The organism is Corallococcus terminator, assembly GCF_003611635.1.
Classification (GTDB): domain Bacteria; phylum Myxococcota; class Myxococcia; order Myxococcales; family Myxococcaceae; genus Corallococcus; species Corallococcus terminator.
The window spans coordinates 1-15,631 of sequence record NZ_RAVZ01000240.1 but is presented as its reverse complement, the minus strand read 5'-3'; the positions used below and the strand labels follow the sequence as shown (position 1 = coordinate 15,631).

Below are 15,631 nucleotides of genomic sequence, written 5' to 3'. Positions count from 1 at the left end.
CCTGCTGCTGACCGCCGTCGCGCACGCCCAGGCCCCGGCCCGGGCTCCCCTGAAACCCGGTTCGGAGAAGCCAGCGGCGGAGAAGGCCGTGGCCCCCAGGCCTTCGCCTGCGACCGTGGACGCGACCGGCGGCGACTCGTGGATGGGCGTGACGGGCGTCACCGCCAGGGCGGGGGTGGCGGACAGACCGGTGGCGAGCGCGGCCGTCAGGACGGCCCGCGAGAGGGGCTTCAGCTTCATGGTGGGCTCCGGAATGAGACGGCGGGGGCGGGCACCGCGCGCCGCCTGCTCTTGTAACGGACAGGTCCGCCAGAAGGTCTACGCCCCCGGTTGCACCCCTTCCGACGCGGCGTTACGCCCCTGCCCCGTGCGCGTCTTCCACTCCGACCGGTACGCCGTGCCCCTTCCCGAAGGGCACCGCTTTCCCATGGAGAAGTACCGCCTGCTGCGCGAGGCCCTGCTCGCGCGCGGCGTCCTGTCCCCCGCCTCCCTCTTCGAGGCGCCCCTCGTGGACCGAACCGACCTGGAGCGCGTGCACATCGCGCGCTACCTGGACGCCTTCTTCGGCGGCACGCTCACCGACGCGGAGTCGCGCCGGCTGGGCTTTCCCTGGTCGCCCCTGCTCGTGGACAACGCTCGCGCCTCCGTGGGGGGCACGCTGGCCGCCGCTCGCGCCGCGCTGGAGGACGGCTTCGGCGCCAACCTCGCGGGCGGCACGCACCACGCGTACCCCGACCACGGGGAGGGCTTCTGTGTCTTCAACGACATCGCCGTGGCCATCCGCGTCCTCCAGGCCGAAGGCGCCATCCAGCGCGCGGTGGTGGTGGACCTGGACGTGCACCAGGGCAACGGCACGGCGGCCACCTTCGCGGGCGACACTGCCGTCTTCACCTTCTCCATGCACGGCGAACACAACTTCCCCTTCCGCAAGCAGCCGTCGCACCTGGACGTGGGACTGGAGGATGGCGCGGGGGACGCGGAGTACCTGGCCCTGCTCGACACCCACCTGCCCCACGTCCTGGAGTCCGCGCGCGCGGACCTGCTCTTCTTCCAGGCGGGCGTGGATCCGCTGGAGGAGGACACCCTTGGCCGGCTGTCGCTCACCCACGCGGGCCTCAAGGCGCGGGACCTGCGCGTGCTGGGCGCGGCGCGCGAGCGCGGATTGCCCGCGGTGCTCACGCTGGGCGGCGGCTACGCGAAGCCGCTGGCACCGTCGCTGGAGGCCCACGTCGGGACTTATGTGGCGGCCTGTTCGTTGTTCCGCTGACGCCCGCCCTTCCCCCTGGCCGCTTGCGGGCCCTTCTGCCCCAGCCCATGCTCCACACCGCTTCGTCACCCAGGAGAGCCCCCATGCAGCGTCCCCTTTCCCGACTCACCCTCCTTGTCTGCGCCCTGGTCCTGGACATGGGTTGTGGCAGCGGAGCGCCGTACTACCGCCTGGACTGGGCGGGCGCGGACACGGTGACGGTGACGCCCGGCGACTCCGTCCCCTACGACATCGCCGTGCAGCGCATCGCGGACAACCTGACCGAAATGCCCATCCGCGTGACGGGCGCGCCCGAGGGCGTCACCCTGGGCCCGGACTTCGTCCTCCCGGCGGGCGAAACCATCGTCAACACCACCCTCACGCTCGCCGTCTCGGCCACCGTCACCACCTACGGCGTGGGCGGAATCCAACTGGTCGCCGATGATTCGGCCAACGAAGTCACCGCCAGCAGCGGCATCGCCGTGGTCATCCTGCCGCCGCCCGTGACCCAGCCGGACTTCTCCGTCGCCGTGACGCCTCGCCAGGTGGACCTCATCCCGGGCGCGCGCGCCCAGACGACGGTCACGGTGACCCGCGCGGAGGGCTTCACCGGTCCGCTCGTCATCACGCTCGAGTCGCCCACCCAACGCCTCACCGCCGACGCGCTCACCCTGGCCGAGGGCCAGACGAGCGCACAGCTCTTCGTCACGGCGGACCGCTCGCTCAGCCTCGTGCCCGTCGTCACGCGGTTCGTGGCCACCGCCCCGGATGGCCGCACCGCCAGCACCGGCTTCACGTTCAACCTGCGCAGCTTCTAGCCGGCGGCCCCGGCTTCCGCGCCGGGGCCCGCCGCCCGCATCAAGCCACCCTCAGGCCATGTCGAAGAGCAGCGCCTCCGTGGGCGTCTTCGCGGCGAACGCCAGCGCCGTCTCCTCCGACACCGCCGCGCCGTCACCCGCCTTCACCGTCACCCCGTTGAGCGTTGCCTCGCCCTTGATGACCTGGAGCCACGCGTGGCGGCCGGGCGAAAGCACGTAGTCCGCCTTATCGCCTTCTGCGAGCACCGTCGCGGACAGCACCACGTCCTGGTGCACCGTCAGCGACCCGTCGCGCCCGTCGCGGGACGCCACCACGCGGAACTTGCCGCGCCGCTCTTCGTCGTCGAAGCGCTTCTGCTCGTAGCCCGGCGGCAGGCCCTGGCGCTCCGGCAGCAGCCAGATCTGCAACAGGTGCAGCGGCTCATCCAACGGGTTCATCTCACTGTGCAGCACGCCCGTGCCCGCGCTCATGCGCTGCACCTCTCCGGGCCGGATGACCGCCTTCGTGCCCATGCTGTCCTGGTGCTCTACCGCGCCGCTCACCACGTAGGTGAGGATCTCCATGTCCCGGTGCGGGTGCTTGCCGAAGCCCCGGCGCGCCGCGACGGTGTCCTCGTTGATGACGCGCAGGGAGCGGAACCCCATGAAGTCCGGGTCGTAATAGTCCGAGAAGGAGAAGGTGTGGTGGGTGTCGAGCCAGCCGTGGTTGGCGTGGCCCCGCGCTTCGGACGTTCGTACGTAGATCATGGTGTCGCTCCCTGCTTGTTTCACTGCACATCGTGAGGTCCCGCCGCACGCGGGAAGGGCTGTCAGGCCGCCTTGTCCGCAGGCACCGTGGCCGGCACCGCCTGCACATCCAGGCTGATGTCCACCCGCTCGCCCACCAGCACCCCGCCCGCCTCCATCGCCTGATTCCAGGTCAGCCCGAACTGCTTGCGGTCCAGGTGCGTGGTCGCCTGGAACGCGATGCGCTCCGTGCCGAATGGATCCTTCGCGCGGCCCAGCAGTTCCGCGTCCAGCACCACTTCGTGCGTCTGGTCGCGCACCGTCAGGTCGCCCACCACGCGGTAGTGGTCGCCCTTCACCGCCTCCACCCGCTTGCTGCGGAAGATGAGCTTCGGGAAGGCCGCCACGTCGAAGAAGTCCGGCGAGCGCAGGTGGTTGTCACGCGCCTCCACGCCGGTGTCGAGGCTCGCCGCCTCCAACTTCACCTCCACGGAGGCCTTCGTGAAGTCGTCGCCCTGGAGCGTCAGCTTGCCCTCGAAGCGCGTGAAGCGGCCGTGCACCTTCGCCACCACCATGTGGCGCACCGTGAAACCCACGGTGGTGTGCGTCGTGTCGAGCTGCCAGGTCTGGATGGCCATGGGGAAGGTCCTTTGGATTCGTGCAGCGGGTGGATGCCCTCCCCTAGAGCAACCGCCGGGCCATGCTCCAACCCACTGAAACCACTCGGAAACAGCGTCCTCCCGAGGCACCAGTGCTCTCAAATTGAGAATCCACCCACTCAATCAGAGAGGCACTTCCGCCCCTCCCGCCGACGGGGCCGCGCGAAATGGATGGGAGGCCGCCGTCAGGGAGGCGGTACCCGTGTCGTCCCCCCGGCGCTACGTTGAGGACTGCCATGACGCCGACGACCCCCGTTGCACCCCCCGCACGACGCCAGGCCGCCCGAGCGGCCCTCGCCCTGGATGACGAGGCCCTGCTGAAGGTCTGCGACGTGGAGTTCTTCATCGCCTCCGGTCCCGGCGGACAGCACCGCAACACCACCGCCAGCGGCGTGCGCCTCAGCCATCCGCCCACGGAGCTGTCCGTCACCGCGACCGAGCGTCGCAGCCAGTCGCAGAACAAGGACGCCGCCGTGCGCCGCCTGCGCGCGGGCCTCCAGGCCCTCACGTTCGTGCCCAAGGTGCGCAAAGCCACCCGCCCCACCCTGGGCTCCAAGCGGCGTCGGCTGGAGGAGAAGAAGCGCACCTCCGAGAAGAAGGCCGGCCGCGGCGGCCGGGTCGGAGAGTAGGCGGCCCGCCACCCCGCGCCGCGCTACGCAGCCCGGTGCGGACCTCGCAAGGTTTGCGTAGCCGCTGGCTGCGCCCGCCCACAACGCCACGGTTTCTTTCCAGGCCTCCCCTCGGGTGATGGCCGTCGTTGGCGGGGCACACGCTGTGCACACCGAGGGTGGCCCCTGACCCCGAGGGGTTGGCTGGCCCCTCAACCCCCGGTGAACCCTTGGCACACCCTTCCTTCGGAGCCTCCTCCTGGCGGCGCGCCCTGTTGGGCCTCGCGCTGCTGGCGGCCGCGCCCGCGTCGGCCACGGACATCGTTACCTTCAGCCAGGGCTCGCTCATCATCCCCGAGCAGGCCACCTTCCAGCAGGGCTGCGGCAGCCTGTCGGCCTACGGGCTGGTGTGGCGCCTGCTGCAGTCCAACGAGGCGGGCGGCTTCAACGCCGCGCACCCGGTGACGGTGTACCTGGCCATCGACGACACGAAGAAGTCGCCCAACCGGTGCGTGCCCACCAACAAGCACCTGCCGCCCGCGCCCAACAGCGGCGCATGGAATGATCCACAGTGGAATGACGGCTGTGATTTCCACGTGTCGCGCGCGGACGCGGCGCCGGTGGTGCCGGTGCCCCCGCTGGCGGCGCTGCCCGCGACCGGCCTGTTCCCCGAGGCCGAAATCGAGAACTTCACCACCACCACCGGCGAGGCCCGGCCGGCCTTCCGGCGCACGACGCTCGACACCGGCAGCGGCTTTCGCGACGTGCAGTACATGGGCGGCAGCTTCATCATCGACGCGAAGGACGCGAAGAACGCGCTCGACTTCCTGAACTCCGCCGCTGGTCCGGACTCGCCGAACAAGTTCCGCACCGAGTGCTCCTGCAACACGTTCAGCACCGGCAATGGCTGCTTCTACGTGCGCATGCACCAGGCCACCATCGAGTTCAACGCGCCCATCGGCCGTCGCCTCAACCGCGTGCCGCCGAAGATCGCCCTGTTGGACCGGCACGACAACAACACCGGGGACAAGTCCTACGTGAAGGGCGGCATGCTGGACGACTACCTGCGCAACGCGGGCCTGGACTTCCCCGGCGCCGGCGGTTGCCCCGAGGGCACCAGCACCCCGTGCGCCATCAATGGCGGTCGCCCCGGGCTCATCTACGACGCGCTCCACGCCAACGCGGACCTCATCTCCACCGCCGCGTTCCCCAACGGCCTGATCAACGCCATCGACCCGGCGACGCAGAAGCCGCGCTACCGCGTGTTCTGGGCGCCGCACTGGGAGATTGGCGACAGCACCCGCGCCGAGTACAGCGCCAACGGGGACGGCGCCGTCAACCAGCGCGAGAACGTCCTCAACAACATCGCCCACTTCACCGACCAGCGTGGCAACGGCCTCTTCGCCGAGTGCGCCAGCATCTGGTCCTACGAGACGAGCAAGCGCCCGGACAACACGCCCATGGCGCGCTCGCACTTCCAGGGCGACGTGAACTTCGAGATCAACAAGCTGGGCGGCCCCGGCGCCAACTGGGACGGCCGCAACTGCTCCGACCCGGACTACCTGAGCGAGAGCCGCGGCCGGCCGGCCTGCATGATCTACCCCAACCCCGGCGACCCGTTCTCCCAGGTGGGCGACTTCCGCTACAAGAACGTGGCGGGCCAAACGGAGAACTACCGCGCCGCCGCCTACAAGGACGGCGTGCGGCGGCTGGCGGTGAGCTGGAAGGACTACGAGCGCGGCGAGCGCTACGACAGCGCCCCGGATGTGGCGGTCAGCCCCTCCACGCGCGGCCATGACTTCTTCTCCTTCGTCCAGAAGGACAATGATCCGCAGAAGGCGACGGTCGTCTACCTGGCGGGCCACGACTTCAAGGACAGCGTCGCGGGCACGCGCATCGTGCTCAACACGCTGCTCAACCTGGGCTCCGAACCGCTGCAGAGCGAGCGCACCGTCTCCGCCCCGGTGACGCTGGACGACACCAACGGCAGCGACGCGGACGGTTCGCGCGCCCTGCTGTTCAAGACCTCCTACGACGCGGTGTCCGGCTACCCGCCCGGCGCGGACACGTACACCCCCGCGCAGGGTTCGCACTGGGTGTTCCCCTACTACCCGGGCACGCTGCGCGCCCACTCGCTCATCGGGGGCAACGCGCTCTCCACCGGCGAGAACACCCTGGACGACGGCACCCTCTGGAACGCGGACGCGCGCCTGCCCCGCCCGGGCGCGCGCAACCTCTTCACCTACTTCGGCGGCGAGGTGACGGAGAACCCGGTGCTGGGCCCCAACCGCACCGCGCCCCATGGTGTCCTCCAGGTGGGCTGGGTGCCAGAGGAGGTCTCCGGCACGCGCATCAACAGCAGCTACGGCAGCGCCCCCAACCCTGGCTGCGTGGACGTGATGAAGCTGGGCCGCGCCACGTCCCGCGATGGCAGCTTCCGCTATGACTTCGTGCGCGGCCCCGACGGCGTGTGCGACCTGCAGCAGGCGACGCAGTACACGCCGCAGGTGGGCGGCGCCGACTTCGGCGTGCTCAACACGCTGCTCAACCAGACCCAGTTGGCCATCGACTTCCGCGCGGTGACACAGATGCTCCAGCGCGTGCGCGGCTTCTGCTTCGCGACCTCCACCGGCCGCGACGGCAGCGGCACCACGATCCTCGAACCCGCCGACAACCAGTGCAACAACGAGGACGCGGACAACCGCGCGCACCTGGGCGGCTTCATCCACTCCTCCCCGGTGGTGGTGCCCGCGAGCGACAACATCCCCGACAAGGGCAACCCCCGTCCGACGGTGGCCTACGCGGCGGGCCTGGACGGTCAGGTGCACGCCTTCTACGTCTCCGGCGGCAAGCGCTACGACGGCCCCCAGGAGGACCTCCAGTTCCCCAACCCGGACGCTACCGCGCGCTTCAAGACGGACTACGCGGCGGGCTTCCGCAGCGGCTCCACGCCGCCTCCGGGCACGGAGTTGTGGAGCTTCCTGCCGGCCACGCAGCTCGTGGGCCTGCGCAACAACACCGCCCGGGTGAACAGCGCGCCCGTGGTGTTCGACGTGTTCGCGGACTTCGTCGGCACCGGCCGGCGCGAATGGCACACCGTGCTGGTGACCAACGTGGGCCAGACGGGCCGCGACCTGTTCGCCATGGACGTCACCAACCCGCTCAAGCCGGTGCTGCTGTGGCACCTGGTGGGCAGCCACTACAGCAGCGCCAGCGCGCCGCACACCGCCGTGTCACTGGCGGACCGCGGCCAGGGCGGCCTGGACTGGACGTACACCTGGGACGAGGACACCAGCATCTTCCGGCTGCCGCCCGCGGCGGATCCGGGCCGTGGCGCCAGCGGCCTCTACGACTACAGCGGCCTGGGCGGCTCACGCGGCCTGTCAGTGGGCGTGGGCCGGCTGGGGCTGGAGCCCGTCTACACCGTGTTCGTCGCGTCCAGCAGCTCCGGCGCGCCGGGCACTCCGGCCAAGGGCGTGCAGGTGTTCGCCATCGACGCGGCCAACGGCCAGAAGCTGTGGCAGTGGCAGCAGGGCTACACGACGGGCGTGGACAACAGCGCGCCCGCCGCGCCCACCGTGTCGCAGGACATGAGCGGCGCCGCGCGCCTCTACGTGGGCGACATGGAGGGACGGCTGTGGGAGCTGGATGCGTCCACCGGCATGAACGTCAACGTGGCGCGCCTGGGCCCCGCGTGCAGCGAAGCCGCCCCCTGCAAGTACACCGCGATGAACATCGGCGGCCTGCCGGCCACGTCGCAGCCCATCAGCACCAACGTGGGCCTGGCGCGGATTCCCCGCGAAGGGGTGGATGAGGCGTCCGCCTTCGCGAACTACCAGGGCAAGATGGTGGCCCTGGTGGGCACCGCCGGCATGGACTGGGTGTCGGACTCCGTCGCGGGCCGCCTCCACGTCCTCTTGCTGGACCCGGAGTACCGGCTGCCCCTGGGCACGGACGGCAAGCAGTTGGACGGCGTCACGCCCATCCCCGCGAGCGTGGTCCATTCGGAGGCGACCACCTACGGCGTGCTGCGCGAGCCGCCGCCCTTCCCGCTCGTCTTCAGCGCGCCCGAGCACGTCTACGGCAACATCACCATCGCCGGGCGCACCGCGTACTTCAGCACCGCGCAGGAGTCGGTGAACGACCCCATGCTGCTCAGCGGCTCCATCCGGGGCGCAACCTACAGCATCGACCTGGGCGAGGCGCCCACGTCCGCGGGGAGCTACCGGCCGATGGCGGGCACGACGCTGGCCAACTACGGCGGCGTGGCCGTCTACCACCGCGAGAATGGGGGCGCGTCGCAGGACTTCGTGGTGGGCGCGCAGGTCAGCGCGCTGCACGTCACGCGCATCGACAACGCCACCACCGAGGGCCCCTCCAGCCCCAACACGAAGGACTCCGTGAACGGCAACAACGGCGTGCTCTACCAACTGCTCAACTGGAGCCAGAGGTTCTTCGAATGAGCCCCTCCGTCCGCCTCGATACCCATGGCCGCGCGCGCGGCAGTGGCCTGCTGGAGGTGCTCATCTCCATGGGCATCCTGGCCCTGGCCGCCGTGGGCGCCGTGATGGGCATGGTGGCCGCCACGCGCGACGTGAAGGACGGCCAGGTGCTCCAGGGCCGGCGCATGCTGCTGGAGGCGCGCGTCCAGCGGCTGTGGCTGGCGTCGAAGTCGGACCTGCTGCTCCAGGCCGTGGACCGGCCGGGCACCTTCCCGCCCGAGATTCCCTTCGGCACGGCGCCGTGGACGCTGGACCCGAGCGCCCCGGTCACAGCGGACGTGGGGACCGGCGCCTACTTCCGCGTGAAGCCCACCGGCGAGGTGGAGCCCATGACGGGCGTGCCCGCCAACACGCCGTGCGTGGACAGCACCCCGGACTCGGTGCTGCCCAAGGATGTCTACTGCCGCGAAATCCTGGTGACCAAGGGGCTGCCCCGCGACCTGCCGCCCGCGTCCCAGGCGCTGGTGCCCGCGGGCGCCCTGCCCTTCACCGTCTGGACGCGCGTGTTCCGCAAGGGCGACAGCCTGGAGCGCGCCGTCGTCCACAGCGAGGTGTTCGTCCAATGACGCGGGTGCACCGGATGGAAACGAAGCAGGCGCGCGGGCACGCCGTGCCGCGCGGCATGACGCTGCTGGAGACGATGGTGGCCTCGGCGCTGGCCATCATCATCCTCGCCGCCGCCGCCGCCCTGCTGCTGGCGGGCGGGCGCGTGGTGCACAACACGGAGCACGTGGGCGACAGCCACGACCACGCGCGGCTGGCCGGAGAGGCCCTGCTGTCGGCCGTGCGGCAGGCCGGCGCGGGCATGTCCGAGGGCCTCTGGGTGGTGTCCGCGGGCGTGCCCCAGCGCATCAACCCCGTCTTCGGCGGGGACGGCGCGGGCACGGGCCTGCTCACCGCCACCACCACCGGCAACGTGCCGGGCACCGAAGGCACCGACGACCTGTGGCTGGTGGTGCCGGACCGCAACTACCTGGGCCGCGACTGCGCGCCGGGCGCGGCGATGACGGTGGTGCAGCCGGGCACCGGCTCGCTCCAGGTCAACTGCGTAGGCACCCCCAGCACCGCCCCGGCCGCCAACGCCATGCTGGTGGCCAGCAACATGAAGAGCGCCGCGCTGCTCACCCAGGCGACGGTGGTGAGCAGCCCGCCCACCGCCACGGTGAACTACCTGGAGACCGGCGTGCCGGGCTTCTCCAACGCGCCCCACAAGGGCGGCTTCCAGCGCGGGGACCTCGTGTACACCGCGCGGCTGTTGCACTTCTTCATCGCGCCGAACCCCGCCACGGGGGGCCGCAAGGCGCTGATGCGCGCGGAGGGCATCCCCGCCACCGACGCCGCGGGCCGCCCCTTCATGGACATGGGTGACCCGCTGGTGCTCCAGGACTTCGTGGAGGACTTCCAGGTGGCCTTCGGCGTGGACGCGACGAACTCGGGCGACCCTTCCAGCTACGTCTTCCAGGACGGGCTGTCGCCGGAGTTCACCCCGGGCCTGCGCTCGGTGCGCATCAGCGTGGTGGCCACCGGCCGCAATCCCCGGCGCGACACGCAGAACCAGGCGGTGCTCGCCGAGGACCTGCCCATCGCCGTGGAGAACCACACCCCGCCCGCCTCCGCCACCGCGGACGGCTACTTCCGCAGCCTCTTCTCACGCCGGGCCGAACTGCCCAACCTGGCGTCGGCCAGCCTGTGAGTCCGCCCATGTCCCCGCGCCCCTCCTCCCGTTCCGCCCGCGGCGCCACGCTGCTGCTCGTCGTGCTGCTCGTCACCGTGCTGCTGGGGCTGGTGGCGGGCGTGATGGCCTACGCCAGCAGCGAGCGCACCCGCGCGGTGTCCTACAGTCGCGCCGGCCAGCGGCAGAGCTGCGCGGAGAGTGGCCTGCAGCTTGCGCGCGGCTACTTCGGCCGCAACTACGCGCAGTGGAACACCTTCCTCGCCGCGCCGTCCGTCTACGACCCCGTGGCCTCGTCCACCAACACCGCGCCCGCCCTGCCACGCGACCCCACGGCCGCCACGGGCCGCAACGCCATCAAGGCCGCCAACCCGTCGCTGTTCGCGGACCTGGATGGAGACGGGAAGGACGACGTCTACATCTACATCCGCGACAACGAGGACGAGTTCAAGCCGCTGGACAACGACTGGGCGCGCGACAACGACCAGCAGGTGGTGGTGGGCGCGCTGTGCATCAGCGACACGCTGATTCCACGCCGGGGTGACACCAACCAGCAGGACACCACCGGCCTCGCCGTGGAGGGCATCCTCCAGTACAACGGCGGCGGTCAGGCCTACACCGCGCAGAACGCGGGCGGCACCGGCTCCGGGAACCTGAACCGTTGAACGGTCGGGCCTGCGCGTGACGGGCGTGAGAAGCTGCCCGCCATGCCCACGCTCGAAGACGCCATCGCCCTGTCGGTGGCCGCGCACCAGGGTCAGCGCGACAAGGCAGGACAGCCCTACATCCTCCACCCCCTGCGGGTGATGCTGCGCCTGTCCTCGGATGCCGAGCGCACGGTGGCCGTCCTCCACGACGTGGTGGAGGACACGCCCTACACGCTGGAGCGCCTGCGCGAGCTGGGCTACGCGGAGGACATCCTCTCCGCGCTGGACTGCCTCACGAAGCGCGAGGGGGAGAGCTACGAGGCCTTCATCGAAAGGCTCCTGCCCCACCCCCTGGCCCGCCGCGTGAAGCTGGCGGACCTGGAGGACAACATGGACGTGCGGCGGCTGTCCGCCGTCACGCCGAAGGACGCCGAAAGGCTGTCGCGCTACGTGGCCGCCTGGACGCGCCTGCGCGCGCAGTAGTCCCCAGCACGCGCCGGAAAGACGACGGCCCGGCGACCCTCCGTGGAGCGAGGGCGGCCGGGCCGGGAACGACAGACTCCGGAATAGCGCGTTACGCCTTGGCGAGCTGGCGCAGCACGTACTGGAGGATGCCGCCGTTGCGGTAGTAGTCGAGCTCGTTGGGCGTGTCGATGCGGCACACCGCCGTGAACTCGATGGGGCCCTTCTCGCCGCCGGTGGCCTTCACGGTGAGCTTCTTCTGCGGCGCGAGTCCGTCCGCGACGCCCGTGATTTCGAACGTCTCCTGCCCGGTGAGGCCCAGCGACTGCGCGTCCTGGCCCGCGTCGAACTGGAGGGGCAGCACGCCCATGCCCACGAGGTTGGAGCGGTGGATGCGCTCGAAGCTCTTGGCGATGACGGCCTTCACGCCCAAAAGCTGCGTGCCCTTGGCCGCCCAGTCGCGGCTGGAGCCGGTGCCGTACTCGGCGCCCGCCAGCACCACGAGCGGGATGTTGTCCGCCTGGTACTTCATGGACGCGTCGTAGATGCTCATCCGCTCGCGGGTGGGGATGTGCACGGTGACGCCACCCTCCACGCCGGGAACCAGCAGGTTCTTCAGGCGGATGTTGGCGAAGGTGCCGCGCACCATCACCTCGTGGTTGCCGCGACGGGCGCCGTAGGAGTTGAAGTCCTTGGGCTCCACGCCCTCCGCCATCAGGTACTTCGCGGCGGGGCTCGTCTTCGCGATGTTGCCGGCGGGCGAGATGTGGTCCGTCGTGACGGAGTCACCCAGGAGCGCCAGCACGCGCGCGCCCTTGATGTCCTGCACCGCCTTGGGCTCCTTCGGGAGGTTCTCGAAGAAGGGCGGCTTGCGCACGTAGGTGGACTTCTCCTCCCACTGGAAGGTGGAGCCCTTGCTCACCTGGAGCTGCTGCCACAGAGCGTCGCCGTCCATCGCGTTCGCGTACTGGCTGCGGAACTGCTCCGGCTTCACGGCCGTGCGGATCGTCTCCCGGATCTCCTGGTCGGAGGGCCAGATGTCCTTGAGGAACACCGGCTTGCCGTTGGGGTCCGTGCCCAGCGGCTCGTTGTTCAGGTCGCGGCCCACTTCACCGGCCAGCGCGTACGCCACCACGAGCGGGGGGCTCGCCAGGTAGTTCATGCGCACGTGCGGGTTGATGCGGCCCTCGAAGTTGCGATTGCCCGACAGCACCGCGGCCACCACGAGGTCGCCCTCCACCACCGCGTTGGACACGGCCTCCGGCAGCGGGCCGGAGTTGCCGATGCAGGTGGTGCAGCCGTAGCCCACGACGTGGAAGCCCACGGCCTCCAGGTAGGGCAGCAGGCCCGCGTCGCGCAGGTACTCGGTGACGACGCGGCTGCCGGGGGCGAGGCTCGTCTTCACCCACGGCTGGGGCTTGAGGCCCTTCTCCACGGCGTTCTTCGCCAGGATGCCGGCGGCCACCAGCACGGCCGGGTTGGACGTGTTGGTGCAGGAGGTGATGGACGCGATGACCACCGCGCCATGGCCCACCTGGTAGCTCTGCCGGCCGTTCTTCACGGTGACGCTCTGGGCCAGCCGCTCCGGGGGCACCGGGGCCGCGGGGGCCTTGGCGCCGCCCTTGGGGCCTTCGTCGTCCTCGCCCTTGCTCTTGCCGGCGGACAGCATCTCCACGAGCGACGCCTCGTAGCCCGCCTTCATGTCCTTCAGGGGCACGCGGTCCTGCGGGCGCTTGGGGCCCGCGAGGCTGGGCACCACGGAGGCCAGGTCCAGCTCCAGCGAGTCGGTGAAGAGGGGGTCCTGCGCGTCATCCGTGCGCCACAGGCCCTGCTCCTTCGCGTACGCCTCCGTCAGCGCCACGACGTCATCCGGGCGGCCGGTGAAGCGCAGGTAGTTGCAGCTCTCCTCGTCCACGGGGAAGAAGCCGATGGTGGCGCCGTACTCCGGGGCCATGTTCGCGATGGTGGCGCGGTCCGGCAGCGACAGGTTCTTCAGGCCGTTGCCGTAGAACTCCACGAACTTGCCGACGACGCCCTTCTTGCGGAGCATCTGCGTGACGGTGAGCACCAGGTCCGTCGCCGTCGCGCCCGGGGGCAGCTTGCCGGTGAGCCTGAAGCCCACCACCTGCGGAATGAGCATCGTGATGGGCTGGCCCAGCAGCGCCGCCTCCGCCTCGATGCCGCCCACGCCCCAGCCCACAACGCCCAGGCCGTTGATCATCGTCGTGTGGCTGTCGGTGCCCACGAGCGTGTCCGGGTACACCGTGGTGCCCTGGCGGAACGTCACCTGCGCCAGGAACTCCAGGTTCACCTGGTGGCAGATGCCGATGTCCGGCGGCACGACGCCAAAGCCCTTGAACGCGCTCTGGCCCCAGCGCAGGAAGGCATAGCGCTCGCGGTTGCGCTCGAACTCCAGCTCCGCGTTCTCCTTGAAGGCCGCGGTGGTGGCGAACGAGTCGATCTGCACCGAGTGGTCGATGACGAGGTCGGCCGGGTTGCGCGGGTTGATCTTCGCGGGATCACCCCCCATGGCGGCGAGCGCCTCGCGCATGGCGGCCATGTCCACGACGGCGGGCACGCCGGTGAAGTCCTGGAGCAGCACGCGCGCGGGGTGGAAGGAGATTTCGGTCTCCGGGGCCGCCTTGGGGTCCCAGGCGAGCATCTTCTCGATGTGCTCGCGCTTGACGACGCGGCCGTCCTCGTTGCGCAGCAGGTTCTCCAGCAGGACCTTCAGGGAGAACGGGAGGCGGTTCACCGCCGGGTGGGACTTCGCCAGCGTCCCCAGGCTGAAGAGGTCATAGGTGGTCGAGCCCACCTTGAGCTTGGCTTTCGTGCCGAAACTGTCCGTCATGTGCGTTGCCGTCCTTCCGTGCCGGAATGAGGCAACTTCTATGGCCCTCGCACCCGGCATGCAAAGGGTTCCTGCACCGCGTTGAAGGCGGTGGACGGTTGCCTGGAACCCCCTGTTTCCCGGGCCAGCCCCGGAGGTTGCTCAGAGAACCTTGCGGAAGAAGTACAGCACCCGCTCCACGGCCTTCTGCCAGAGGGGCCGGCGCAGGAAGACGGCCAGGTCCACCTCGCGACAGTCGCCGCAGTCCGTGCGGAAGGAATCCTCCAGTTCGCGCCCCAGCCGGGGGTCCGCGAACACCGCGTTGACCTCGTGGTTGAACGCCAGGGACAGCCGCTCCAGGTTGAACGAACCGATGGTGCCCCAGATGCCGTCCACCACCGCCGTCTTGGCGTGCAGCACGCCGCGCTGCCATTCGAAGATGCGGATGCCGGCGCTCATCAGCGGTTCGTAGAACGCGCGCGTGGCGTGCTCCAGGATGGGATGGTCGCTCTTGCCGCCGTTGAGCAGCAGGCTCACCTCCACGCCGCGCTTCGCCGCGTCCTTGAGCGCGGCGACCAGCCGGCGGTCCGGCACGAAGTAGCCCGCGGCGATGAGCACGCTCTGGCGCGAGCGCTGGATGGCGTGCAGGTAGGCGCGGTGGATGCTGCGGCGGCTGGACAGCACCGCCAGCCCCACGTCGCCGCGCTGCGGCCCGGGCTCCGGCAGGCGCACGCCGCCCCGGATGCGCCGCTTGAGACGGCTCAGCCGGTCCTGGAACATCATCCGCCACGTGGCGAGGAAGCGGCGCTCCAGCTCATGCACCGCGGGGCCCTCAATCTTGAGCACGTCGTCGCGCCACGCGACGCCCTGCCCCTCCGGCGCCCAGTGCGCGGCGATGTTCACCCCGCCCGTGAAGGCCACCGTGCCGTCCACGACCAGGATCTTCCGGTGGTCGCGGCGGAACAGGTGGCGCAGCCCGCGCGACAGGCTGAAGGGCTTGAAGGCCCGCACGTCCACGCCGCGCTGGCGCAGGCCCTCGAAGAAGCTCCTGCGGCTGGTCCATGAACCCACCGCGTCGTAGAGGACCTTCACGTGCACGCCGCGCTCGGCGGCCTCCGCCAGGGCCTGACCGAACAGTTCGCCCACCGCGTCGGTGACGAACATGTACGTCTCCAGGCGGATGGAGCGGCGCGCCCGGCGGATGGCCTCCAGCATCTCCGGATAGGCCTCCACGCCGTCGCGCAGGAGGCGGCACGCGTTGCCCTGCAGCGTGGTGTGGCGCTGGGGCAGGTAGTAGCGGGCGAGCAGCCGCCGGGACACCCCGGGGCTCCACACCGGGCCGTGCTCCGGCACCGGCCCCGGGCTCCGGGCCAGGGCCCGAACCGGCCGGGCCCCTGTCGGAACCCGCTCCTCCACCCCGCCCTCCGCCCCCCGAAGCTCACGCATCACCCATGTCAGGGT

At 70.6% G+C, this 15,631-nt stretch carries 13 protein-coding genes; 8 read left to right on the top strand and 5 right to left on the bottom strand.

Annotation, left to right across the window (positions count from 1 at the left end; genetic code table 11):
• The coding region (locus D7V88_RS28445; protein WP_147448899.1) for a hypothetical protein at positions 1-240 on the bottom strand (240 nt) is incomplete at its 3' end.
• Positions 241-367: 127 nt separating this feature from the next.
• Between D7V88_RS28445 and D7V88_RS28440 the strand changes: the two genes are divergently transcribed.
• Positions 368-1,267 (top strand): histone deacetylase family protein, encoded by a 900-nt coding sequence (locus D7V88_RS28440; RefSeq protein WP_120543768.1) that lies wholly within the window; start codon positions 368-370, stop codon positions 1,265-1,267.
• Positions 1,268-1,350: 83 nt separating this feature from the next.
• Positions 1,351-2,064, top strand: a complete 714-nt coding sequence (locus D7V88_RS28435; protein ID WP_120543767.1) for a hypothetical protein — start codon at positions 1,351-1,353, stop codon at positions 2,062-2,064.
• A gap of 51 nt (positions 2,065-2,115) precedes the next feature.
• On the opposite strand, the gene D7V88_RS28430 is transcribed toward D7V88_RS28435, so the two are convergent.
• The gene (locus tag D7V88_RS28430) at positions 2,116-2,811 is read right to left on the bottom strand and encodes a pirin family protein (protein WP_120543766.1); all 696 of its coding nucleotides are present in this window, start codon (positions 2,809-2,811) and stop codon (positions 2,116-2,118) included.
• Positions 2,812-2,873: 62 nt separating this feature from the next.
• Complete coding sequence (locus D7V88_RS28425) at positions 2,874-3,428, bottom strand: YceI family protein (protein ID WP_120543765.1); 555 nt, start codon at positions 3,426-3,428, stop codon at positions 2,874-2,876.
• Between the two features lie 257 nt (positions 3,429-3,685).
• Between D7V88_RS28425 and D7V88_RS28420 the strand changes: the two genes are divergently transcribed.
• From D7V88_RS28420 to D7V88_RS28395, 6 genes are all read left to right on the top strand, one after another.
• Positions 3,686-4,078, top strand: a complete 393-nt coding sequence (locus tag D7V88_RS28420; RefSeq protein ID WP_120543764.1) for a peptide chain release factor-like protein — start codon at positions 3,686-3,688, stop codon at positions 4,076-4,078.
• Positions 4,079-4,287: 209 nt separating this feature from the next.
• A complete protein-coding gene (locus D7V88_RS28415) occupies positions 4,288-8,520 on the top strand; it encodes a pilus assembly protein (RefSeq protein WP_120543763.1) in 4,233 nt (1,410 codons plus the stop codon).
• The gene (locus D7V88_RS28410) at positions 8,517-9,125 is read left to right on the top strand and encodes a PulJ/GspJ family protein (RefSeq protein WP_120543762.1); all 609 of its coding nucleotides are present in this window, start codon (positions 8,517-8,519) and stop codon (positions 9,123-9,125) included. Before D7V88_RS28415 ends, D7V88_RS28410 begins: the two co-directional genes overlap by 4 nt.
• A gap of 14 nt (positions 9,126-9,139) precedes the next feature.
• Positions 9,140-10,252 carry a PilW family protein gene (locus tag D7V88_RS28405; RefSeq protein ID WP_120543770.1) on the top strand — a complete coding sequence of 371 codons (1,113 nt, stop codon included), beginning with the start codon at positions 9,140-9,142 and terminating at the stop codon, positions 10,250-10,252.
• An 8-nt stretch (positions 10,253-10,260) separates the two neighbouring features.
• The gene (locus tag D7V88_RS28400; protein ID WP_120543761.1) at positions 10,261-10,896 is read left to right on the top strand and encodes a hypothetical protein; all 636 of its coding nucleotides are present in this window, start codon (positions 10,261-10,263) and stop codon (positions 10,894-10,896) included.
• Between the two features lie 42 nt (positions 10,897-10,938).
• A complete protein-coding gene (locus D7V88_RS28395; protein WP_120543760.1) occupies positions 10,939-11,361 on the top strand; it encodes an HD domain-containing protein in 423 nt (140 codons plus the stop codon).
• A 91-nt stretch (positions 11,362-11,452) separates the two neighbouring features.
• Here D7V88_RS28395 and acnA read toward each other — a convergent pair whose 3' ends face one another.
• Both acnA and D7V88_RS28385 read right to left on the bottom strand, forming a co-directional pair.
• Entirely contained in the window at positions 11,453-14,191 is a 2,739-nt protein-coding gene (gene acnA / locus D7V88_RS28390; protein ID WP_120543759.1) for an aconitate hydratase AcnA, read from the bottom strand.
• A 141-nt stretch (positions 14,192-14,332) separates the two neighbouring features.
• Positions 14,333-15,616 (bottom strand): phospholipase D-like domain-containing protein, encoded by a 1,284-nt coding sequence (locus D7V88_RS28385; protein WP_244238442.1) that lies wholly within the window; start codon positions 15,614-15,616, stop codon positions 14,333-14,335.
• Positions 15,617-15,631: the final 15 nt, after the last annotated feature.